General features: G+C 63.0%; 22 protein-coding genes. 17 read left to right on the forward strand and 5 right to left on the reverse strand.

Going from position 1 to position 22,651, the window contains the following annotated elements:
* Nucleotides 1-58: 58 nt before the first annotated feature.
* The 3 genes from AC1DKV_RS03915 to AC1DKV_RS03925 form a co-directional block, all read right to left on the reverse strand.
* Nucleotides 59-784, reverse strand: a complete 726-nt coding sequence (locus AC1DKV_RS03915) for a FadR/GntR family transcriptional regulator (protein ID WP_441618096.1) — start codon at nucleotides 782-784, stop codon at nucleotides 59-61.
* Between the two features lie 79 nt (nucleotides 785-863).
* Nucleotides 864-1,937 carry an Ldh family oxidoreductase gene (locus AC1DKV_RS03920; RefSeq protein ID WP_441649733.1) on the reverse strand — a complete coding sequence of 358 codons (1,074 nt, stop codon included), beginning with the start codon at nucleotides 1,935-1,937 and terminating at the stop codon, nucleotides 864-866.
* On the reverse strand, nucleotides 1,937-2,695 hold the full coding sequence (locus AC1DKV_RS03925; RefSeq protein WP_441618093.1) for an SDR family NAD(P)-dependent oxidoreductase: 759 nt from the start codon (nucleotides 2,693-2,695) through the stop codon (nucleotides 1,937-1,939). The genes AC1DKV_RS03920 and AC1DKV_RS03925 overlap by 1 nt, the downstream gene beginning before the upstream one ends.
* A gap of 401 nt (nucleotides 2,696-3,096) precedes the next feature.
* Here AC1DKV_RS03925 and AC1DKV_RS03930 point away from each other — a divergent pair, with 401 nt between their 5' ends.
* From AC1DKV_RS03930 to AC1DKV_RS03975, 10 genes are all read left to right on the forward strand, one after another.
* Nucleotides 3,097-4,803 carry an IlvD/Edd family dehydratase gene (locus AC1DKV_RS03930; protein WP_441618180.1) on the forward strand — a complete coding sequence of 569 codons (1,707 nt, stop codon included), beginning with the start codon at nucleotides 3,097-3,099 and terminating at the stop codon, nucleotides 4,801-4,803.
* Nucleotides 4,804-4,836: 33 nt separating this feature from the next.
* Nucleotides 4,837-5,787, forward strand: coding sequence for a C-terminal binding protein (locus AC1DKV_RS03935; protein WP_441618091.1), 951 nt, complete (start codon nucleotides 4,837-4,839; stop codon nucleotides 5,785-5,787).
* A 49-nt stretch (nucleotides 5,788-5,836) separates the two neighbouring features.
* Entirely contained in the window at nucleotides 5,837-7,009 is a 1,173-nt protein-coding gene (locus AC1DKV_RS03940; RefSeq protein WP_441618089.1) for an ABC transporter ATP-binding protein, read from the forward strand.
* Nucleotides 7,006-8,328 (forward strand): ABC transporter substrate-binding protein, encoded by a 1,323-nt coding sequence (locus tag AC1DKV_RS03945; RefSeq protein WP_441618087.1) that lies wholly within the window; start codon nucleotides 7,006-7,008, stop codon nucleotides 8,326-8,328. The genes AC1DKV_RS03940 and AC1DKV_RS03945 overlap by 4 nt, the downstream gene beginning before the upstream one ends.
* A 205-nt stretch (nucleotides 8,329-8,533) precedes the next feature.
* On the forward strand, nucleotides 8,534-9,433 hold the full coding sequence (locus tag AC1DKV_RS03950) for a carbohydrate ABC transporter permease (protein ID WP_441618178.1): 900 nt from the start codon (nucleotides 8,534-8,536) through the stop codon (nucleotides 9,431-9,433).
* A complete protein-coding gene (locus tag AC1DKV_RS03955; RefSeq protein WP_441618085.1) occupies nucleotides 9,430-10,305 on the forward strand; it encodes a carbohydrate ABC transporter permease in 876 nt (291 codons plus the stop codon). Before AC1DKV_RS03950 ends, AC1DKV_RS03955 begins: the two co-directional genes overlap by 4 nt.
* A gap of 141 nt (nucleotides 10,306-10,446) precedes the next feature.
* Nucleotides 10,447-10,665: a hypothetical protein gene (locus AC1DKV_RS03960; RefSeq protein ID WP_441618084.1), complete on the forward strand. Its 219-nt coding sequence runs from the start codon at nucleotides 10,447-10,449 to the stop codon at nucleotides 10,663-10,665.
* Nucleotides 10,666-10,734: 69 nt separating this feature from the next.
* Entirely contained in the window at nucleotides 10,735-11,229 is a 495-nt protein-coding gene (locus AC1DKV_RS03965) for a M48 metallopeptidase family protein (RefSeq protein WP_441618176.1), read from the forward strand.
* A 51-nt stretch (nucleotides 11,230-11,280) separates the two neighbouring features.
* Complete coding sequence (locus AC1DKV_RS03970; protein WP_441618082.1) at nucleotides 11,281-11,475, forward strand: hypothetical protein; 195 nt, start codon at nucleotides 11,281-11,283, stop codon at nucleotides 11,473-11,475.
* Between the two features lie 162 nt (nucleotides 11,476-11,637).
* Nucleotides 11,638-12,177: an ester cyclase gene (locus AC1DKV_RS03975; protein ID WP_441618081.1), complete on the forward strand. Its 540-nt coding sequence runs from the start codon at nucleotides 11,638-11,640 to the stop codon at nucleotides 12,175-12,177.
* A 16-nt stretch (nucleotides 12,178-12,193) separates the two neighbouring features.
* Here AC1DKV_RS03975 and AC1DKV_RS03980 read toward each other — a convergent pair whose 3' ends face one another.
* Together AC1DKV_RS03980 and AC1DKV_RS03985 are read right to left on the reverse strand one after the other, a co-directional pair.
* Nucleotides 12,194-13,516: a PQQ-dependent sugar dehydrogenase gene (locus AC1DKV_RS03980; RefSeq protein ID WP_441618080.1), complete on the reverse strand. Its 1,323-nt coding sequence runs from the start codon at nucleotides 13,514-13,516 to the stop codon at nucleotides 12,194-12,196.
* A gap of 395 nt (nucleotides 13,517-13,911) precedes the next feature.
* Nucleotides 13,912-14,676 (reverse strand): ParA family protein, encoded by a 765-nt coding sequence (locus tag AC1DKV_RS03985; RefSeq protein ID WP_441649734.1) that lies wholly within the window; start codon nucleotides 14,674-14,676, stop codon nucleotides 13,912-13,914.
* A gap of 671 nt (nucleotides 14,677-15,347) precedes the next feature.
* On the opposite strand from AC1DKV_RS03985, the gene AC1DKV_RS03990 reads away from it, so the two are divergent.
* From AC1DKV_RS03990 to AC1DKV_RS04020, 7 genes are all read left to right on the forward strand, one after another.
* On the forward strand, nucleotides 15,348-15,686 hold the full coding sequence (locus AC1DKV_RS03990; RefSeq protein ID WP_441618076.1) for a DUF1484 family protein: 339 nt from the start codon (nucleotides 15,348-15,350) through the stop codon (nucleotides 15,684-15,686).
* Nucleotides 15,687-16,054: 368 nt separating this feature from the next.
* Nucleotides 16,055-17,455 carry a tyrosine-type recombinase/integrase gene (locus AC1DKV_RS03995; RefSeq protein WP_477137473.1) on the forward strand — a complete coding sequence of 467 codons (1,401 nt, stop codon included), beginning with the start codon at nucleotides 16,055-16,057 and terminating at the stop codon, nucleotides 17,453-17,455.
* Between the two features lie 10 nt (nucleotides 17,456-17,465).
* Nucleotides 17,466-18,455, forward strand: coding sequence for a hypothetical protein (locus AC1DKV_RS04000; RefSeq protein ID WP_477137474.1), 990 nt, complete (start codon nucleotides 17,466-17,468; stop codon nucleotides 18,453-18,455).
* Nucleotides 18,456-18,653: 198 nt separating this feature from the next.
* On the forward strand, nucleotides 18,654-18,866 hold the full coding sequence (locus tag AC1DKV_RS04005; RefSeq protein ID WP_477137475.1) for a DNA-binding protein: 213 nt from the start codon (nucleotides 18,654-18,656) through the stop codon (nucleotides 18,864-18,866).
* Nucleotides 18,867-19,344: 478 nt separating this feature from the next.
* Entirely contained in the window at nucleotides 19,345-20,526 is a 1,182-nt protein-coding gene (locus AC1DKV_RS04010) for a YagK/YfjJ domain-containing protein (protein ID WP_477137476.1), read from the forward strand.
* Between the two features lie 726 nt (nucleotides 20,527-21,252).
* Nucleotides 21,253-21,564, forward strand: coding sequence for a hypothetical protein (locus AC1DKV_RS04015; protein ID WP_477137477.1), 312 nt, complete (start codon nucleotides 21,253-21,255; stop codon nucleotides 21,562-21,564).
* A 442-nt stretch (nucleotides 21,565-22,006) separates the two neighbouring features.
* Nucleotides 22,007-22,648, forward strand: coding sequence for a hypothetical protein (locus tag AC1DKV_RS04020; RefSeq protein ID WP_477137478.1), 642 nt, complete (start codon nucleotides 22,007-22,009; stop codon nucleotides 22,646-22,648).
* Nucleotides 22,649-22,651 lie beyond the last annotated feature (3 nt).

Genomic DNA, 22,651 nt, shown 5'->3' on the forward strand with positions numbered 1-22,651 from the left:
CCGCCGGGACGGCCATGACGGTCTTTTCGGGCCGTTTTTCAGGCCCGTGGCGCGGCCGTCAGGGCGCGGGTCGCGCGCGCCGGCGCGCGCGGGTCAGGCTGGAGGTCAGGCGGCGGTAGGCGATATCCATATGCCGCTGCATGGCCGCGCGTGCCAGTTCGGGGTCCTTGCCGCGCAGCGCCGCCAGCACTTCGCGGTGCTCGGCGATCGCCTGGGCCCACACCTCGGGCGTCTCGAAGTGGCTGTGCAACTGATCGAACAGCGCGCCCAGGCGCAAATCGAACAGCCGCCGGACCACGCCCGCCAGCACGCTGTTGCCGGTGGCTTCAGCCACCCGCACATGGAACAGGCGGTCGGCGTCGAGCGGCTTGATGCCGGCGGCGGCATCCTCCGCCATCTGCTCGATCGCCCGCTCGATCGCATCGAACTGGGCCTTGCGCCCCGTGCGCGCGGCCAGCGCGGCGACCTCGCCCTCGACCAGCGCGCGCGCGCGGATCAGTTCGAGCGGGCCTTCCTCGCCGGACAGGTCAAAGCCGCCATTGGCGGGCGACGGCGGCGCGCAGACATAGATGCCCGAGCCCATTCGCACTTCGATATAGCCTTCGACCTCGAGCGCGATCAGCGCTTCGCGCAACGACGGGCGGCTCACGCCGAGCTGCACCGACAGGTCCCGCTCGGCCGGCAGGCGCGAGCCCACGGGGAACTCGCCTGCCAGGATGAGCGCACGCAGCTGGTTGCTGATCTGGCGGTAGAGCCGTTGCGGTTCGATCGATTGGATAGGCATGGACAAGCGGACCGGGTGGCCTGGGACGAAGCATCAGGGCGCGGATTATACGCTGGCGGTTCCCTCCGGCCGGCGCCCTTCAGCCAGCCAGCGGCGCGGGGAACGGCACCCCGTGGCGGGCCGCGCAGGCCCGCAGCGCGGGGGCAATGGTCGGATACAGCAGCACGCCCTCGCGCAGCTGGCGTTCGCGCAGCGCCAGACCGCGATCGCCCGGCATGCGCACGGCGGCCACGCCGGGGCGCGGCGGGTTGCGCCGGCAGGCTTCGCCGATCCAGTCGGCCTGGCGCAGGAAATCCGCCAGTCCGCCAAAGGCATCGGGGTCATAGAGCGCGATAAACACCGTGGCGCCCCAGCCATCGCCGCGCGCGGCGTCGTCGGCGCGGCCGCGGCCGGCCAGCGCGCCGGTCAGCGCCTCGACCAGCAAGGCCAGGCCGAATCCCTTGTGCCCCGCCTCCAGCCCGCCCAGCGGCAGGATGGTGCCGGGCGGACTTGCCGCGAGCACGGCCGGGTCGCGGCTGGCATGGCCCTGCGCATCGAGCATGCAGGCCTGCTCGTATTGCTGGCCGGCCTGATGCAGGCGCGCGCTCATGCCATTGGTGACGAGCGAAGCCGAGATATCCACCAGGAAGGGCGTGGTGGACGTTGGAATGCCGGCGGCGATCGGGTTGGGCGTGAACACGGCGCGCGTGCCGCCGTGCGGCGCCACGCTCTGCACCGACGGATCGGAACTGGAGAGCAGCATCATGAAGCCCTGGCCAGTGGCACGCAGCAGGTAGCTGGCCAGGCAGGCGATATGGTGGCTGCGCCGGATCACCAGGGTGGCGCTGCCGTACTGGCGCGCGCGTGGCACCAGCGCATCGATGCCCTGCGTGACCAGCCACGGCCCCGGCAGGCGCCGCCCGTCCCACAGCAGCGAAGGGCCGCGGTCCGCCAGTGTCTCGGCCATGCCGCCGCCGGCCATGGTGCCGTTTTCGATTTCCTTCAGGTAGGGCGCCAGCAGGGCCAGCCCGTGGGTATCGTGGCCCAGCAGGTCACCGTCGACCAGCACCTCGGCCACGGCCTGGGCCGGTGCGGCCTCCATGCCCGCGGCGCGCAGCAGCGCGCTGGCGAAGCCGGTGAGCGCGGACGGGTTGTAGCGTTCGGAGGCGTTCATCAGTAAGTGGCCCGGCCGCCGGAGATGTCGAACACGGCGCCGGTCGAGAAGGAACACTCGGACGATGCCAGCCAGGACACCAGTGCCGCCAGCTCCTCCACCTTGCCGAAGCGGCCCATGGGGATCCTGGACAGCATGTAGTCGATATGCTGCTGCGTCATCTGCGCGAACATGCCGGTCTGCACCGCCGCCGGCGTGATGCAGTTCACGGTGACGCCGCTCTGCGCCAGTTCCTTGCCCAGCGATTTGGTCAACGCCATGACGCCGGCCTTGGATGCACTGTAAGCCGAGGCATTGGGGTTGCCCTCCTTGCCCGCCACCGAGGCGATGGTGACGATGCGCCCGTAGCCGCGCGCGCGCATCTGCGGCGCCAGCGCACGGCAGCACAGGAAGGTGCCGCGCAGGTTGATCTCCATGACGCGGTCCCACTCCTCCACCGGATACTCCCAGGTGGTGGTGTTGGCGCCGGTGATGCCGGCGCTGGTGACCAGGATATCGACGGCGCCCGCCGCGCGCAGCGTGGCATCGCGCGCTGCGTCGACCTGGTCCGCCTTCGCCACGTCGACGCAGAGCAGATGAGGCCGTGCCTTGCCGAAGGCCGCGCCCGCCGCCTCCAGCGCCGCGGCATTGCTGTCCCACAGGCTGATGCTGGCGCCGCCTTCGGCAAGGCGCTGCGCGACAGCCAGCCCGATGCCCGCCGCGCCACCGGTGACGACCGCGTGACGACCTGAAAAATCGTATCGATTGCGCTCCGGCACGTCGTTCCTCCTGGATTACCCTGGGTTGCGCCAAGGGCGGCTCGCGCGGCCAGATTGGTTTGACCAGTTGGCCAGTGCGCGGAAGGTCCGCTGGATTCTAGGCAGCACATCGGCGAAAGTCCAGGTGCAATTCGGGCCGCCGCCCCGATTGCGTCGCCGCTCCCGACGCGCGTCATTGGTAATACCAGTTTACCTGTTGAAGCTCCTGAACTAGACTGCGCTCACTCGGCATGCGCAGCCGCAAGGCAGCGGCTGTCGTGCGCATCCGTATCTGCATTGCACAATAAAAGCAGGCATCGGCAGTCACGACAGCAAGGCGCTTGTCGTTGCTGCGCGGGTGCCGCAGAACGCAGGAGACCCGAGTGAACGACGAAAAGCCGCCGGCGCCCCCGAAACCCCCGATGCGCCGCAGCCAGGCCTGGTTCGGCCGCCTAGACCGCGACGGATTCATCTACCGCTCGTGGCTGAAGAACCGCGGCATCCCCCACGATCAGTTCGACGGCCGCCCCGTCATCGGCATCTGCAACACCTACTCCGAGCTCACGCCCTGCAACTCGCATTTCCGCACGCTGGCCGAGCAGGTCAAGATCGGCGTGTGGGAAGCCGGCGGTTTCCCGCTCGAGTTCCCGGTGATGTCGCTGGGCGAGACCATGCTGCGCCCGACCGCGATGCTGTTCCGCAACCTCGCCAGCATGGACGTGGAGGAATCCATCCGCGGCAACCCCATCGATGGCGTGGTGCTGCTGATGGGCTGCGACAAGACCACGCCGGCGCTGATGATGGGCGCGGCCTCCTGCGACCTGCCCACCATCGGCGTCTCGGGCGGCCCGATGCTCAGCGGCAAGTTCCGCGGCGGCGAGCTCGGCTCCGGCACCGATGTCTGGAAGATGTCGGAAGAGGTGCGGGCCGGCCAGATGTCGCAGGAAGACTTCTTCGAGGCCGAGAGCTGCATGCACCGTTCGCATGGCCACTGCATGACCATGGGCACCGCCTCGACCATGGCCAGCATGGTCGAGGCCCTCGGCATGAGCTTGCCCGGCAACGCCGCGATTCCCGCCGTGGACGGGCGCCGCAACGTGCTGGCGCGCGCCTCGGGCCGGCGCATCGTCGAGATGGTCAGGGACAACCTGGTGATGTCGCAGATCCTGACGCGCCCGGCCTTCGAGAATGCGATCCGCGTCAACGCCGCCATCGGCGGCTCGACCAACGCCGTGATCCACTTGCTGGCCATTGCCGGACGCATCGGCGTCCAGCTCGGCCTGGACGACTGGGACAGCATCGGGCATGAGCTGCCATGCCTGCTCGACCTGCAACCGTCCGGGCGCCACCTGATGGAGGATTTCTACTATGCCGGCGGCCTGCCGGCGGTAATCCGCGAACTGGGACCGGTGCTCGCGCGCGACACGCTGACAGTCAACGGCAAGACGCTGTGGGACAACTGCAAGGACGCGCCCAACTGGAACCGCGAGGTCATCCTCGCCTTTGATGCGCCCTTCAAGCCCAGTGCCGGCATTGCCGTGCTGCACGGCAACCTGTGCCCCGATGGCGCGGTCATCAAGCCCAGCGCCGCCACGCCGGCGCTGCTCAGGCACACCGGCCGCGCGGTGGTGTTCGAGGACAGCGAGCATATGCACCAGCGGCTCGACGACGAAACCCTCGACGTCGACGAAAACTGCGTGCTGGTGCTGAAGAACTGCGGCCCGCGCGGCTACCCCGGCATGGCCGAGGCCGGCAACATGCCGCTGCCGCCCAAGCTGCTGCGCAAGGGCATCACCGACATGGTGCGGGTCTCCGACGCGCGCATGAGCGGCACCGCCTACGGCACGGTGGTGCTGCACGTGGCCCCCGAGGCCGCGGCCGGCGGCCCGCTCGCACTGGTGCAGGACGGCGACCTGGTGGAGCTCGACGTGGCCGCGCGCAAGCTGCACCTGCATGTCGGCGATGAAGAGCTGGCGCGCCGGCGTGCAGCCTGGCAAGCGCCCCCGCTGCCGATGACGCGCGGCTGGACCCGGCTCTACGTCGAGCACGTGCAGCAGGCCAACCTGGGCGCCGACCTCGACTTCCTGGTGGGCAGGAGCGGGGCCGGCGTGCCCAAGGACAATCACTGAGGCATCGCCACCGAGACGCGAGCGAGCACAACGATGAAAATCCTGATCACGGACTACGATTTCCCGGATGTGGATCTCGAACAGGCGCTCTACCGCGACGCCGGCATCGAGGTCGTCACCGCGCAGTGCCGCAGCGAGCAGGATGTGATCGACGCCGCGGCGGGCTGCCAGGGCCTGCTGGTGCAATACGCGCCGGTCAATGCACGGGTGTTCGCCGCGCGCCCGGAGATCCGCGTGGTGAGCCGCTACGGCGCCGGCTTCGATACGGTGAACACCGCGGACGCGCGCGCGCACGGCATATGGGTCGGCAACTCGCCGGACTATGGCGTGGGCGAGGTGGCCACCCATGCGCTGGCGATGATGCTGTCGCTGCTGCGGCACATTCCCTTCTACGACCGCGACGTCAAGGCCGGCACCTGGCATTTCGGCAGCGCCGGCGAGCTACGGCGGGTCGGCGACATGACGCTGGGCATCCTGGGCCTTGGCCGCATCGGCAAGCGCATGGCGCATATCGGCCGCAACAGCTTTGCCCGCGTGATCGCATGCGACCCCTACCTGATCGACGGCGACTTCCCGCCCTATGTACAGCGCGTGGACCAGGAGACCCTGTTCGCGCAGGCCCACGCCATCTCGCTGCACGTGCCGCTGAACGATGAAACGCGCGGCATGGTGGGCGCCGCGCTGCTCGATCGCATGCAGCCCGGCGGCGTGCTGGTGAATACCGCGCGCGGGCCCGTGGTCGACATCGACGACTTGCTGGCGGCGCTGGACTCGGGCCGGCTCGACGGCGCCGCACTGGATGTGCTGCCGGTCGAACCGGCCGCCGACGCACGCCTGCTGCGCCATCCGCGCGTCGTGCTGTCGCCGCATGCGGCCTTCTACTCGACGGTGGCGGAAAAGGAATTGCGGCGCAAGGCCGCGCAGAACCTGGTCGACTGGGCCGTGCGCGGCCGCCCGACCTATGTGGTGGTGGCAGGCAGCTAGCTGGGCTGCAGGCAGGCCCCGACAAGAGCGGTAACCGGAGACACGAGGCATGGCATCGGTACAGATTCGAGGCGTCGAGAAGGTCTTTGGCGGCACCCAGGTCATCCGCGGCGTGGACATCGACATTCCCGATGGCCAGTTCACCGTGCTGGTCGGGCCGTCCGGATGCGGCAAGTCCACCTTGCTGCGCATGATCGCGGGCCTGGAGGAGATCACGACCGGCGAGATCGCCATCGGGGACCGGGTGGTCAACCAGTTGCCGCCCAAGGAGCGCGACATCGCCATGGTGTTCCAGAACTATGCGCTCTACCCGCATATGACGGTCTACGACAACATGGCCTTCTCGCTCAAGCTGGCCAAGGCGCCGCGCGAGGAGATCAAGCAGAAGGTGGACAAGGCCTGCGCCATCCTCGGCCTGGGCGCGCTGCTGGAGCGCTATCCCCGCCAGCTCTCGGGAGGCCAGCGCCAGCGGGTGGCGATGGGGCGTGCGATCGTGCGCGACCCGCAGGTGTTCCTGTTCGACGAGCCGCTCTCCAACCTCGACGCCAAGCTGCGCGTGCAGATGCGCGCGGAGATCAAGGAGCTGCACCAGCGCCTGCGCACCACCTCGGTCTACGTGACGCACGACCAGATCGAGGCCATGACCATGGCCGACCAGATCGTGGTGATGCGCGACGGCCGCGTGGAGCAGCGCGGCAAGCCGCTTGAGCTCTACGACCGGCCCGACAATCTCTTCGTGGCCGGCTTCATCGGCTCGCCGGCGATGAACTTCGTGCCAGGCACACTGCGCCGCCAGGGCGGCACGGCCACGGTCGAGTTTGCCGACGGCAGCCGCGTGCCCGCTCCCGCGCGCCTGGACAACAGCGCCGGCACCGACGGCCAGCGCGTGATCTACGGCGTGCGTCCGGAGCACCTGGACCTGGGCCCGCCCGGCCAGGGCCTGCCAAGCCGCGTCGCGGTGGTGGAGCCCACCGGTGCCAACACCGAGGTCTACTCGCGCTTCTGCGAGACCGAGTTCATTTCGATCTTCCGCGAGCGCCACAACTTTGCCGCGGGCGACATCCTGCACCTGGTACCCGACCACCAGCACACCCACCTGTTCGATGCCGATTCGGGCCAGGCGCTGTTGCGGTACGACGCGCCGCCGCCGGCGGGCGACCAGGGAAACAGGCATGACCAGCACGGGGCAGAACCCCTGACCACGGAGGAGACAAAGCAATGAGCACGACGACCCGCTTCACCAGACGCGATTTCCTGGCATCCACGGCTGCCGTGGCTGCCACCACGGCGCTGGGCGGACATGCCTTCGCCGCCCCGGCGCCGTTGCAGTACAAGCCGGAAGCCGGCGCCAAGCTGCGCGTACTGCGCTGGAAGCGCTTCGTGCAGGGCGACGAAGACCTGTGGAACGCCAACACGAAGAAATTCACCGAGCTGACCGGCATCGAGGTACGCGTCGACAACGAAGGCTGGGAAGACGTGCGGCCCAAGGCCGCGGTGGCGGCCAGCGTGGGCAGCGGCCCGGACATCATCGTCGGCTGGTTCGACGACCCGCAGCAGTACCCCGACAAGCTGGTCGACCTGTCCGACCTTGCCGGCTACCTGGGCGGCAAGTATGGCGGCTGGTACGACGTGTGCCGCAAGTACGGCACCCATAACGGCAAATGGATCGGCCTGCCGCTGGGCGTGGTCGGCAATGCGCTGGTCTATCGCGAGAGCCACGTCAAGGCTGCCGGCTTCGACACCATTCCCAAGGACACCGCCGGTTTCCTCAAGCTCTGCCAGGGCCTCAAGGCCAAGGGCACGCCCTGCGGCTTCGCGCTCGGCAAGGCGGTCGGCGACGGCAACAACTGGGCGCACTGGCTGCTGTGGTCGCACGGCGGCATGCTGGTCGACACCAAAGGCAAGGTGGTGGTCAATTCGCCCGAGACCTGGGCCGCGCTGGAATACGCCAAGCAGCTCTACGCCACCTTCGTGCCCGGCACGCTGTCATGGCAGGATCCGTCGAACAACAAGGCCTTCCTCGACGGGCAGGTCAGCCTGACCGCCAACGGCATCTCGGTCTACTACGCGGCCAAGAATTCCAAGGAGCCCAAGTTGCAGGAGATGGCGCAGGACATCCAGCATGCGCACTTCCCCATCGGCAACTCCGGCAAACCCACCGAGCTGATGCAGATCACGCAGATGATGCTGTTCAAGTACTCCAAGTACCCGAACGCGGCGAAGGCCTACCTGCAGTTCATGATGGAGCCGGAACAGTACAACCCGTGGATGGAGGCCGCCATCGGCTACGTCAGCCAGCCGCTCAAGGCTTACGAGGCCAATCCGATCTGGACCGTCGACCCCAAGCACACCGTCTATCGCGACTCCGCCGCGCTGATGCTCGACAACGGCCACGCGGGCCCGCTCGGCACCGCCTCGGCGGCATCCATGGCGGACTACATCGTGGTCGACATGGTGGCCGAGGCAGCCAGCGGCTCCAAGACCCCCAAGGAGGCAGCGGCGCGCGCGGCGCAGCGTGCCACGCGCTACTACAAGGCCTAGCGCTCGCCGGCGCTTGCCGCGCGGCATCGCCCGTGGCTAGCTCCCGCCCCCCGCCGCGCGGGGGAGGGAGCGAGGCAGCGTGCAGCTGGGCACGCCGGGCAAGCGGCGGCCACATGAAACCAGGCCCCTGGGACAAGGAGCTCCGATGGAACAAGGCATCGACAAGGCAATTGCCACGCCACGGCGGCCACCGCCGCGCGCACCCATGCTGTCCAGGCTGATGAACCACCGGCATGCGCTCGGCATGCTGTTCATGCTGCCGACCGGGCTGTTGCTGCTGCTCTTCCTGACTTATCCGCTCGGGCTTGGCGTCTGGCTCGGCTTCACCGACACCAAGATCGGCGGCGCCGGCGAATGGATCGGCCTGGCCAACTACGACTACCTGGTTGGCGACTCGCTCACGCAGCTGGCGCTGTTCAACACGATCTTCTACACCGTGGTGGCGAGCGTGCTGAAGTTCGTGCTGGGCCTGTGGCTGGCGCTGCTGCTCAACAAGAACCTGCCGTTCAAGTCCTTTTTCCGCGCCATCGTGCTGCTGCCGTGGATCGTGCCGACGGCGCTGTCCGCGCTGGCCTTCTGGTGGATCTACGATGCCCAGTTCTCCGTCATCAGCTGGACCCTGGTCAAGCTCGGCCTGATCGACCGCTATATCGACTTCCTGGGCGATCCCTGGCTGGCCCGCTTCTCCACCATCGCCGCCAATGTGTGGCGCGGCATTCCCTTCGTCGCCATCTCGCTGCTGGCCGGGCTGCAGACCATCTCGCCCACGCTGTACGAGGCGGCATCGATCGACGGCGTCACACCCTGGCAGCAATTCCGCTATGTCACGCTGCCGCTGCTCACGCCGATCATCGCGGTGGTGATGACCTTCTCGGTGCTGTTTACCTTCACCGATTTCCAGCTGATCTATGTGCTCACGCGCGGCGGCCCGCTCAACGCCACCCACCTGATGGCCACGCTGTCCTTCCAGCGCGCGATCTCGGGCGGCTCGCTGGGCGAAGGCGCGGCGATCGCCACCATGATGGTGCCCTTCCTGCTGGCGGCGATCCTGTTTTCTTACTTCGGCCTGCAACGGCGCGGCTGGCAACAGGGAGGCGACAAATGAAAGCGACCACCGCGCCCGAGCAACAGGGCATGGACTACCTGCAGTCGCTCCCGCGGCGCTGGGTGACGATCTACATCCCGCTGGGCATCTTCGTCTTCGTGCTGCTGTTCCCCTTCTACTGGATGGCCATCACCGCCTTCAAGCCGGACGGCGAACTGCTGATGGGCACCGCCAACCCGTTCCTGGTGATCGCGCCAACCCTGGCGCACTTCAAGAAGCTGCTGTTCAACACGCCGTATCCGGCCTGGCTGCTCAACACCGTGATCGTCTCCACGGTTTCCACCTTCGCCTCGCTGGCGGCCAGCGTGCTGGCCGCCTACGCCATCGAGCGGCTGCGCTTCCAGGGCGCCAAGCAGGTCGGCCTGGCCATCTTCCTGGCCTACCTGATCCCGCCCTCGATCCTGTTCATCCCGCTGGCGTCGATCGTGTTCCAGCTCGGCCTGTTCGATACGCGCTGGGCACTGATCCTGACCTATCCGACCTTCCTGATCCCGTTCTGCACCTGGCTGCTGATGGGCTACTTCCGCTCGATCCCCTATGAGCTGGAAGAATGCGCGCTGATCGACGGCGCCACGCGCTGGGAGATACTGGTCAAGATCATCCTGCCGTTGGCGGTGCCGGGCCTGATCTCGGCCGGCATCTTCGCCTTCACGCTGTCGTGGAACGAGTTCATCTACGCGCTGACCTTCATTTCCTCGTCCGAGGTGAAGACGGTGCCGGTGGGAATCGTCACCGAGCTGATCGAGGGCGATGTCTACCACTGGGGCGCGCTGATGGCGGGCGCCCTGCTGGGTTCGCTGCCGGTGGCGCTGGTGTATTCCTTCTTTGTCGAGTACTACGTGTCGGGCATGACCGGGGCGGTCAAGGAATAGGCGCGGGTGGCAGTGGCAGGCAATGGCAGGCAATGGCACGCAATCGCACCGGGCAGGCTAAAATGCGGCCTGCCCTGCCGCGCACGCCGCGGCGCCATTTGACACCGTTGCCCCCAGGCAACCGCTTCGCCACCCCGCCCGATGAGCAAACCCGCCCGCACGCTTACCTTCAAGTGCACCAAGTGCACCAAGCCCGTCACGCTGTTTCTGCAGAAAACGTCGGCCTGCTCGCATCTCCAGCCCTACCAGGGCTGGTGCAAATGCGGCGAACTGATGCGCCACGCTACCGGAGAGCAGGACGCCGTCCAGGCTTTCGTGGCGACCGGCGAGATCAGCCACCACCATCACCACCATCACTAAGCCACGGTGAGCCAAGGCAGCAGCCCCGCCTTCGCCGGCAATACCTGGCGCCCCGGCGCCAAGGATCCGCTGCGCTTTCTCGGCGGCTATCCGCCGGACGTGCTCGAACAGGTGCGCCAGATGGTGGCAGCCAACCGGCTCGGCGATCACCTGAGCAAGAAATATCCCGAACGCCACGCCATACAGACGGACCGCGCGCTGTACGAATACACCGGTGAGCTGAAGCAGGACTTCCTGCGCAGCGCGCCGCCGCTGCACAAGGTGGCCTTCGACGCCAAGATCGACACGGTGCACCGCGCGCTCGGCCTGCACACCGCGATTTCGCGCGTGCAGGGAGGCAAGCTCAAGGCCAAGAAGGAAATCCGCGTGGCTTCGGTATTCAGGCAAGCGCCGCCGGAGTTCCTGCGCATGATCGTGGTGCACGAGCTCGCGCACCTGAAGGAAAGCGATCACGACAAGGCGTTCTACCGGCTCTGCGAATACATGGAGCCGGCCTACCACCAGCTCGAGTTCGACACGCGGCTGTTCCTGGCATGGCGGGAGCTGGAGCCCGCGCAAGACTAACTAGCCGGCCACGGCCGCTGTCTTGCAGTAGCTTCCCTGCGCCGCCACCCGGTGCCGCATGCACACCTGCACCTCGCCCGCGGGCGCAGCCGCTTCCACCAGCGCGGCAAGACGCGCCAGCACAAGGTCCGCCATCGCGGCCTGCACCGGCGCCATGGCCAGCCCGACAGCGCTGCCGCCACGGCATTCGTCAAGGTACTGCGCAAGGTCGTCGGCGCCGATGGCGGCTATCTCACGCTGACCTGAGACTTTGCGGACGCCGGCCTGGCATGCGCCACAGGCCGACCCAATTAACAAACATGATTTGAAATTGATAGCGATATGACTATGTTTATCAATTTCAGATTGAATTCTATAGTGAGGACAACACCAACCGCGCCATCGCATTCACCGACACGGAGACCTCCGATGAAAACCACCCTCCTCGCCGCCGCGCTGGCCACCGCCGCATTGCTCTCGCTCTCACAGAACGCCACCGCCGCCAAGCAGGCCGATGAACTCGTTCGTCCGCAGCACGTGGCCGAAGCCGCCAGGCAGCCAGCCAACGCCGCCGTGCTGCTGGCCGCGCGCCGCTACGCCACCTTCTGGAACACCGGCGACGAGCGCTACGCCAGGCTCGCGCTCGACCCCGGCTTTACCGACCGCACGCTACCGCCCGGCCGCGAGCAGGGATTGCCGGGGCCGCTGCAGGCGTCGAAGGGATTCCGCACCGCCGTGCCGGACCTGAGCGCGCAGATGGAAGACGTAGTGATCGCCGGCGACCGCGCCGCGGTGCACCTGCGCTTTCGCGGGCATTTCACCGGGCAGTTCGGCAACGCCAAGGGACAAGGCCAGGCAATCGACTTCCAGGCCTTCGACCTGTACCGCGTGGCTGGCGGCAAGATCGTGGAGAACTGGCATCTGGAGGACAACCTCACGCTGCTCAAGCAGATGGGCGTGAACCAGTAGTGGTGACTTCGGGCGGCTACTTCGCCGCCGATACCCGCCACACGACGTTGCCCACATCGTCCGCCACCAGCAACGCGCCGCCCTTGTCGATAGCAACGCCAACGGGCCGTCCTTGCGCATCGCCGTCCTTGGTGAGGAAGCCCGTCAGCACGTCGACCGGCGCGCCGGCCGGCCTGCCGCCGGAGAACGGCACGAAGATCACCTTGTAGCCGCTATGCGGCTTGCGGTTCCACGAACCGTGCTGGCCGACGAACATGCCGTCCCTGAACCGCGCCGGCAGCGTATTGCCGACAGACGAGGCCAGGCCGAGCGATGCCGTGTGCGGGCCGACGGCGTAGTCGGGCGCGATGGCCCTGGCTACCATCTCCGGCCGCGGCGGCTTTACGCGGACGTCTACATGCTGGCCGTAGTAACTGAATGGCCAACCGTAGAACGCGCCGTCCTTCACCGAGGTGATGTAGTCCGGCACCAGGTCGCTGCCGATTTCGTCGCGCTCGTTCACCGAAGTCCATAACGCGCCGCTGACCGGCTCCCACGCCATGCCATTCGGGTTGCGCAGGCCGCTGGCGAAGACGCGGTGCGCGCCGGTCCCGGGATCGACCTCCCAGATGGCGGCGCGCCCCTCCTCCACGTCGATGCCGTTCTCGCCCACATTGCTGTTTGAGCCCACCGTGACATACAGCTTGCTGCCGTCCTTGCCGGCGATGACGTTCTTGGTCCAGTGATGGTTGATCGGGCCAGCCGGAAGGTCCACCACCTTGACGCCGGGCGCGGTGATTTCGGTCTGGCCCTGCTGATAGGGAAAGCGCAGCACCGCGTCGGTATCGGCCACGTAGAAATCGTTGCCGACCAGCACCATGCCGAACGGCGAATTCAGGTCCTTGAGAAAGACCGAGCGCGTATCGGCCACGCCATCGCCATTGGTATCGCGCAGCAGCGTGATGCGGTTGGCGCTGGGCACGCCCGCGCCCGCGCGTTTCATCACCTGCGTCATCACCCAGCCCCTGACGCCCCTCGCGTCATCCGGCTTGGGCGGTGCGTTGGTTTCCGCCACCAGCACATCGCCGTTCGGCAGCACGTAGAGCCAGCGCGGATGATCGAGCTTGTCGGCGAACGCCACCGTGGCCATGCCCTGCGCAGCGACCGGCTTTGCGCCATCCACCCAGCCCCGGGCGGGCGCGATGTTCACGGTGGGCAGCATCGTCTTGTTGGGCGGCGGCAGCTCTGGATTCACGCCCGTGCCGGCCGAAACCGGCAAGGTTGCCGAATCGCCGCAGGCGGCCAGGCAAGCCACCATCAATACGCACAAGGACAAGGCCGGCAAGCGCTGCAAAAGCATGATGGGCTACCCCGCAATGGAAAGACTGAGCGCCCGCGATGCGAAGCCGCAGGCGATAGCGAAACCACGCCGGCCCGTGCGAAAGCCGGGCCGGCGGACGCATCCATATTCACTATAGGGGCAGCGGACTGGCCGTACTGTCAGCCAAACCGCAGGCGCGCGTAGGACAACGACGGCGGCCGCATCATCACCGCGTGCCCCTCACGCGCCACGCCATTCAGTCGCAGGCGTAGCGGAACGCGCCATCCAGGTCCACCGGCAGCACCCGCGTGCGCAGGTGAGCGGCTTTGGAGGAAACGGATTTGAGGGCGGCTTCCGGGCAGCGCTCAAGTGAACTTGCCCCGCCTAAGCTAGCCAGATTGCATGACCAGAAGACAGGCCGCCGGAGCTTGCCCCTATCCGACCAGTTCGCGATGCAATGCCACGTATTCCTGGGCGAGCTTGTGCCGCGGGTCCAGGTAGATCATCGGCCTGGCGTGCTGATGGGATTCGCGGATCTTCACCGACGAGGACAGGCGCGAGCCCAGCACCGGCAAACCTTCGCTCACCAGTTCGTCCACCAGCTGCTGGGGCAGGCTGGCGCGCGGCTGAAACTGATTGATCACGATCCCCTCCACTTCCAGCGCCGCATTATGGTCCTGCTGGATCTCCTTCACGTTGTCCAGCAGCGTGTACAGGGCGCGGCGGGAAAAGTCGTCGCAGTCGAATGGAATCAGGCAGCGCTCGACGGCAATCAGGGCCGAGCGGGTGTAGAAGTTCAGTGCCGGCGGCGTATCGATATAGATTGCATCGTACGTATCCAGCTCGTTCAATGCATCGCGCAGCTTGTAGATCTTGTAGCGCGATTCGAGCTTGCCATGCAGCGCATCGAGATCGGGGTGCGCCGGCATCACGTCGAGATTCTCGAACTGTGTCGAATGCACGAAGGAAGAGAACTCAACCGGCTTGAAGCTGTAGGTCAGGGCGGTCTCGAAGAAATCCGCCACCGTCGGGGTCGCTTCGCCGGCCTGCTTGCCGAGCAGATACTGGCTGGAATTTCCCTGCACATCCAGGTCGATGACCAGGGTGCGCAAGCCTTCGCTGGCACTGATTGCCGCCAGGTTGCACACAATGGTCGACTTCCCAACACCGCCCTTCTGATTGAATACGACGCGCCGCATTTGCCCTCCCCCGTGGAATTCTCCCGACTGAAGGCAAGAGCTTACCGTCAGGCCGCTCGTTGTGCCTGCACTGCAGCATCAAGATTCGACTTGATTGTGGGGCGCGCTTCCGTGGGCGGGCCGGCAGCGTCACTTCGTTGCGGACCAGGACGACTCCAGCAGAATGCCGGAAAGCTTCGGCTGCTTCTGGTGACGACCCATTTTTCACCCGCCCTTCTTTCGTTTGTATTGCCGGCTGGACAGGGCTTTACGGCTGGATTTGATAGATATTACACAAGGTGTTAAATATGGTATCCGTGGTCGTCGGTTGGATTGACATGGATGGTGGGGTCATCAAGAATGACTCATCGCCGAAACAACGGTGATCGGGTTTAGCAGCCTGAAACGTCCAAGGCGGACAGCCGCGCCATGCGGCTATCTTTTCGTCCGCGATGCCCTCGCACGTCCATACCATGGGCGGGCCTGGGTGGGGAGCCTCCGGGCTCGCCGGCATCCTTGGACACCGGTCTGCTAACCCGCCCTGTGCCCGCCCACCCCGTTTAGCAGCGGAAGGCGGGTGAAACCCTGTCCAAGGAGGCTGCAAATGCCTGTTGTTTTCGCTCGTGCTGAGCAAACGCAGATCCAACGCAAATCCTGTTCGCTGCAAGCATTAGTTCGTGAGGAGGGGACTCATGACTGAGCAGGCCGAAACGACGCTAGCACCAATCGGGCATATGCAGCGTGACCTGTTGGCCGAGTTGCACGGCCTTGCACTATGGAAAGAGGATTCTGCAGCAACGCGTATCCACGAGATCGTCAGTCAGTTGATAGCGATCGAGGAGCAAGTACGAGGCAATGTCCTTGAGCAATGCGATCGACTTCTGCAAGTCAGCGCGGCAATACGGTTGATGTTGACGCTCCTGGATCAGGACGATGCGGCATGCGCCGAGCCCTCGGGGTTGCACTGCATGCTCTCGCTGCTAAAGAGTCGACTCGACTCGGCAGTTGATGGCGTGCAGGGGATGTATTGAGGACCAGGTGATGCCTCGGTGATGCCTCAACGGTCAGCCCCTGAAAAAACACCTTGCCCGGCGACCACGCACTTCCTAAGTGAGCGCGAGCCTGCAAAACGAAAACGGCCCCCAATCGCTTGGAGGCCGTTTTCAAATTCTGGTGCCGGCTGCAGGACTCGAACCCGCCACCTGATGATTACAAATCACCGTTAGTTGACATTCTTCTACGTTGATCGAGATCCATGTAACCACGTAAATCACTATAAATAAAGGATTTTTTGTCGACACCGGATGATTTTTTCGTTGACCGGGATAGATCGAATACTACACAATCTGGTTACATAGCGGTTACATGGAATCGTGTAACCCAATTTGTAGGATTCGGCATGGCAAAAGTCAACTTCACCGCTGCGCGCGTAGACGCGCACGAGTGCCCCATAGGCAAAGCGCAAGCCTTTCTGTGGGATGCGGTATCCCCTGGCCTCGGTCTGCGCGCGACCGCCAGTGGGGCAAAGTCATACGTTTTCCAGGGCAAGATCCACGGACAGACCATCCGCCTGACCATTGGGGATCCGCGCAGCTGGACAATCAGCAAAGCTCAGGAGGAAGCCAGGCGCCTGCAAACGCTGATCGATGCCGGCCAGGATCCGCGCGAAGTCAAGGCCGAGCAACGGGCCAGCTACGAGGCAAGGCGGGCGGCGGCGGCCCGGGAGAGCGTGACAGTAGCCGAAGCGTGGGCAGACTATCTCGATCACCTGCGCACAAAGATCTCCCCCAAGACCAAGAAGCCAAGGTCCGCAACCTATATCAACGACCACATCAAACTTGCCGCGCCGGGTGGGATGGCGGCCAAGCGTGGCGGCAAGCAAACCGAACGCGGACCACTTTACCCACTGATGGCGCTGAAGCTCTCCGGCCTGACCGCCAAGACGGTTGGTACGTGGCTGGAATCCGAGGTGCCTGTCCGGCCGACCAGTGCCGCCTATGCCTTCCGGATGCTTAAGGCATTCGTCCGGTGGTGCGAAGGACAGGACAAGTACACAGGCGTCATCCCGGCCGACTGCTGCACCTCCCCCAAGGTGACAGGCGCTTTGCCGAGCAACAATACCAAGGACGGCGACAGCCTTCAGCGGGAGCAACTCGCCGCCTGGTTCGGCGCGGTACGCAACCTGCAGAACCCTGTGCAGTCGGCCTATTTGCAGGGACTCCTGATTACCGGCGCGCGGCGCGAGGAACTGGCAGGCCTCCGATGGGAAGACGTCGACCTCCAATGGCGAAGCCTTCGCATTGCCGACAAGGTGGAGACGGAAACCGGGCGCGTCATCCCGCTCACGCCTTACTTGGCAAGCCTCCTAATCGATCTAAAGCGCCGCGACGAAACCCCACCGAATATCCGGCGACTCCGGACGCTGGAGACACGCGGCGAGAAGTGGGCCCCCTCCCCCTGGGTATTCAGCAGCCTCAATGCCGCGCATGGCCGGATCGCGGAACCGAGGTACGCGCACAACCAGGCCATCGAGGCGGCCGGCTTGCCGCACGTCACGCTGCATGGCCTACGCCGGTCGTTTGGCACCCTGGCCGAGTGGTGCGAGGTCCCTGTCGGCGTCGTGGCACAGATTCAAGGTCATAAGCCAAGCGCGCTTGCTGAGAAGCACTACCGCCGTCGTCCGCTCGACATGCTGCGCATGTGGCACGATAAAATCGAATCTTGGATGCTAGAGCAGGCAGGAATTGCATTTGTACCTGCTCTGGAGAAGCAGAGGGACAAAGCAACTGCTCCGGCCTAGCTGGCGTCCCTTGTCTAAAGGCTCCGTATCAGGGGGATTGGTGGAATTTATTTCAGTATTGGAACTCGTGGACTCTGTCGCAAAGCATGTCTCGATACCAGTTGGATGGAAGGATGGTGTTCTGAAGCGCGAGGAGATACCGGTTACCCCTTTCATCGATCGCTTCGGCAGAGTTCACGCCTTAGAGGGCAACCACAACATCAAGATTGGCATGCTCAACGGCCTCTTTCTGATGGCTTTTAGAGCCTCGCAAGCAGCGTCGATTATTGATCAACACCTGCACAACGCAGCAGAACAAGGGCCGAGTTGGTTTGACTGGGGGGAAACGGGAAGACCCAAGCTCAGTGAAGCAGCACGGAATGACGCGATGCCCATGCTGGTGCATATGTCTCGCTACTTTGATAGATATGAAGAATTCTATCAGACCGGCCGCTTTGATAACTGGCCAATAGCAAACGACATTCCAACTAGCGAAGGGAAATTCAAAAATGGGGATGACTTCCAGCGGCTGAGCGAAATTGGATTCGAACGAACGGAGCTGATGGAATTTCTCGGCAGGTGCGGAATTCTTCATTTATTCTGCGGCTCTCCGTCCGCGGAAGTGGGCGCCACTCCCGCCAGTCAGGCTTTTAGCGACTCCAACGTCAAACCCGGTGAATCAGCGCAGAGCACTCCCGACGCGTTGAAGAATTCAGCCAAAGATGCTCGATACGAGATGAAGGTAATAGTCCACGGCGCCAAGGGCAAGCGGAATAGCCTAGATTCCGCCATCGACAGGGCTATCGAACGAGCTGCCACCTATAGAACGCCCGATGTCCTTCGGGAGCTGAAAGGGCTGGCACTAGAGAGCGAGCCTCCATTTAACGGCAGCTTTGGCGAGCAAGGGAGCTTGGTATATACCAATGATGAGAACAAAGTTGGCGAGCTAACAAAAGATCAGCTGACGAATCGCTTGATACGACGTTGGAGGGCGCTTGGGCACCAGGGTCCACGCCAATAGCCTTCGGTAGTTGTCGAAGTACCTCGACGCACTTCGACGTACTTCGACGTACTTCGTTAGCCTTCTCAGCTGTTCCACGCGCCTCTCAGCCCCGATAACGTTCGCTCCAAGCTACCAGATTGATCCACATCCATCAATCGAGACAGCCTCACGTTGCGCTAAACCGTGTTCAGTTTCGCACCCAGCTTGGAGCCCCGAATGACGCCAATCCATCCCTCGACGATCACTACGATCCGTCGCCTCACCACCGAAGAATTCGCAGCTGCCATCTCCTTGAAGGCGCAGTCCATTCGCAAGCGCTACTCGCTCACTGGCAGCTACCACGGCGTTCGCCCCATTAAGCTTCCGAATCGTCGCCTTCTCTGGCCTGCCGACGCATTCGAGGCGCTCGCTAATCAAGGCAAAGCGTAGGCCTCTGCCCTGCATCGCTCGGTTGGTATCCCCATTCTAGAATTTTGGGTCCCATTTGGGTCAACCGACCGGCCTAATGGCTCGCGCACCTTGCCGGTGCACCTGCGTACCTACACGGATTTTCACGGACTGACAACGATCACATCAAGAAAATACGCGCGAGTGCTCACGCGACATCGAACAGGTGTCACGTGAGCCGTCTATGCCTTGCCTTGCCTTGCCTTTGCATTAACGGGACGTTTCCGCATATGACATAACAAGCTCAGGGTTCGTATTTTCCGGAAGACTGAATAGGTCAATCCCTGTGATTTGCACGGAGTTTATAGCCCCGCAATTCTGGTTATTAGTAGGATATATATCAACCATTAACAAACACCCCTCCAAAAACAAGACAAATCCCAACCACATTCGAGACGCAACCAATAACACGCGCGCATTGAAACCCCCGCATATTTTACCCAAAAAATTGAGAATGGAGATGGCGAGAAAAGCAAATCAGGAGCTCAACAGAATATTAGTTGATGACATTAATAAACTTGACGCAACACTGAATTCGGCACGACGCAAAGATGGCAAACTCGAGCTGATCGGACAGGACAACAAGGCCTTGTGGGATTTGATTCTATTTATGAGGACTGTGCTTAGCGAGAAAACCCCCGCATTCAAGATAATATTGCGTGCTCACGAAAAAATAGCGATTCCTGCTTCGAGCCTTGCAAACTACTTCGGAATTATTGGCAGCTTCCGAGAGCTGTACTCTTCAGACTTGAGTTACGCACCGCACCTTCAACTTTTCTTCGACTGTTACCGCGAGTACCCGTTCTGCTCGTGCATGTGGAAGAATAAGAATCGCCTCATTCCTGATGGCCGTACGGAGGCCGAAGTATTCGACAACTTTATCGAGTCCCTGCGCAGAAAGGGAAATTCGATCAACGTCAGAAGGAAGATTGCGGACTGGGAGCGCAATACGACGGAGAACCTTAAGCGCGTGGATAGTTATGTAAATGCACTGTTCGATAGGTATGCGCGACTACTAGTGCTGCGGGTAGATTTCCTCTACAGGATAGCTACTCTGAGCGAAATGGAAATCAGGCAGGCGCGCAATAAGCTATTGGAACTTTCATCCATGGATCAGATGCGATTCTTTGGTGATCAAGAAGGCGAAGAGGAGCTTACCAGGCGCGAGACGCTGGCACGCGTTGATGTCAAGGAGGCGATGAAGGATCGCGAGCACTTGTTCGCAAACATGCGCAGTAAGCCTTCCTTGTTCAAACACATGGTTGGGTTCGTTTGGAGTCTCGAATGGTCGCGCGTGAGCGGCTATCACCTCCACTGCGCATTCTTCTTGGACGGCTCCAAAGTGCAAAAGCATGAATATCTGGCCGAACAGATCGGCCAGTACTGGGAGGCTGTCATCACCGAAGGCAGGGGTATCTACCACAACTGCAATCGCGACAAGGAGAACTACGGTGATTTGTGGGCGATTGGTCCGGTCGACCACCACGATGAGGTCAAGCGCGGGCACCTGATGCGCACCCTGGGTTACCTAGCGAAGAAGGATCAGTATGTGCATGTGAAGCCTTCCGCCAAGTGCAAGCGCTTTGGGACTGGGCGAATGCCGCAGCCGAAGTCGGGAGCTGGCCGCCCTCGCAAAACATAACGGGGCGCGGGGGACGGAGCTGATCCGATAGGACCTTACCCCGCCCGCCCCAGGGCAGGGACCCACTGACGTCCCGAAAGCGCATTGGAGTTAGTTCGTCGCCATACAGAACTAGTTCTTCCACCATGCAGTATTGGTTCTTTGTCCTCGCGCAGCACTGCGTCGCCTCTCGTATGCGGGACTGATCGGCTCTGTGGAATGCTAGTCACCTGCCCAGTAGTCGATTAGCCGCGCATGGGACGTTGGATGAGCCGCACGTCAATTGGTACGCTGAAAAATCCAGATGGTGGAAGCCGAGCGCTATTGGGCGGACTCCCCGGAAGATGGCTCGGACCCGACATGCCAACACAGCCACGACTATTGGAAGCTCGGCGGCAGCGCTCCGAGGAGTAGCAGGGTCCACATGGCGTTGATGGCGCCAGGGATTGTGCAGCTGACGGTATGCCACCGGAATTGCCAGTTCAATTCCCGCCGGACGAGGTAGTCAATATCGGCCATAGCACCGCTATGGCGCGATGCAGGCGACCATGCGGGTAGGTGCAAATTGATACAAGAAGCATGCATTGGCGATGCACTATGGTTGCAAGATAAAATTGCACCTAGGTTCTAGCTACCAGTGGAGATGATGGGAATAGATGCGCCATGGAGGTATTCTACGCCTTGCTATAGGCATTAAAGATGCAAGATAGATGCAAGATGGATCGACAACGTGGGAGAGGAAGAGTTGTGAATGAGAATGATAAGAAGCTGGCGGAGCGGCTAGATGCTCTCGGTAAGGGTGGACTCTCCGCTCGCTCCAAAGTAAGTCGGCTACGCCTGTTATACGACCATGTAGACGGTGCGTTGCGGCGATCTTCATGGCAGGAGGTTCTCGACGCCTTGAATGCGGACGGTTTCGAGATGACCATGGCGACCTTCAAATCTGCGATGCAGCGAATCCGTAAGGAGCGAGAGCGCGCCGCCGCCGAGGAAGGTGAGCGTAAAAGCTCAATGAGCGAAGCCTTCGCGAGCGGGCGTTTTAAGTCAACCACCAAATAGGTAGCTCAATACGAGTGGTGGCTCGGGCTGATTGGGATACGACTTCATCGTTGCCACAAAAACCGTGCCTACTACTACGAGGTCAAGGCGAGCACCGGCGACCTGCTGCGCTTCGAGATGGGGCCGACTGAGATTGGCGCAGCCCAGCGTTATAGAGCCGATCGAGAACTCGATATTGCATTCTGTATCTAGCCTATGTTGGCGATCCCGCCCGTATGCCCCCAACGCTGCTTGCCAGCCCATTCGCGGCCAAGGCGGCGGGCAAGTTTCGCCCTTTAGGCAAGGGCGGCGTGGTCTATGCGTTCGACCCAGCGAAACAACCCAATGATGGTCGCGCGCTGCTTGCAGAACATCGCTATAGGACCTCGCCGAGAACGCGCTTCCGGTTTCTCATCCACAAATGAGGTACAATAATCGGAAGCCCCCTTCTTGAAAGGATTCTATGCTCGCGACCGTGATAGTCCATGAAACAAACGACGTGGACGCTCGTTTGGCATCACTCCAGTTAGACCGTCAAGTCTTGATCGATGCACTTTTGCAAGCCAACATGTATCGTGCGCGGTTGACTTCTCACCACCCACGCCTGTATCGCTATGCAACGTTGACGAATGAGACTGTTGCAGCGCTTAGAGATTCCCTGGTGCCTCGCGGATGGGAAAAGCAGGACGAGGGCCACTATGAGTTGGTAATCAATCCCGAGTTAAATCTGGCCATCGCCGTCGCATCTGGAGACGCAGGAACCGGTGAAAAAAGCCGAATCCCATCAAATAAGAGCGAGAAGGGACCCCGCACGGTCAAGGCTGTCCAGGACAACCAAACAGCCGACCTCTTTCCCGAAACCTTGCCCACCGCGTCCGAAGCCGAGCCGGCCGTCGATACGTGGATTCTGCTACACAGGCTATTCGATTCCGAAATTCGATTGGAGCTATCACGGCCCAACGGCTATGACGTGTCCGAACGCTTTGTGACCTCTTGGTCGGAGCGCATCCTGCTGGGCGCGATTTCGTTGGACGACAACCGTAAGTCTCTGCCTACCCCACAACTTCCCGACGTCGATATCGTCGTCAGTCGCAAGTCTGCATAAGTC

The sequence above is a fragment of the Cupriavidus sp. 05T41 genome, assembly GCF_056396525.1.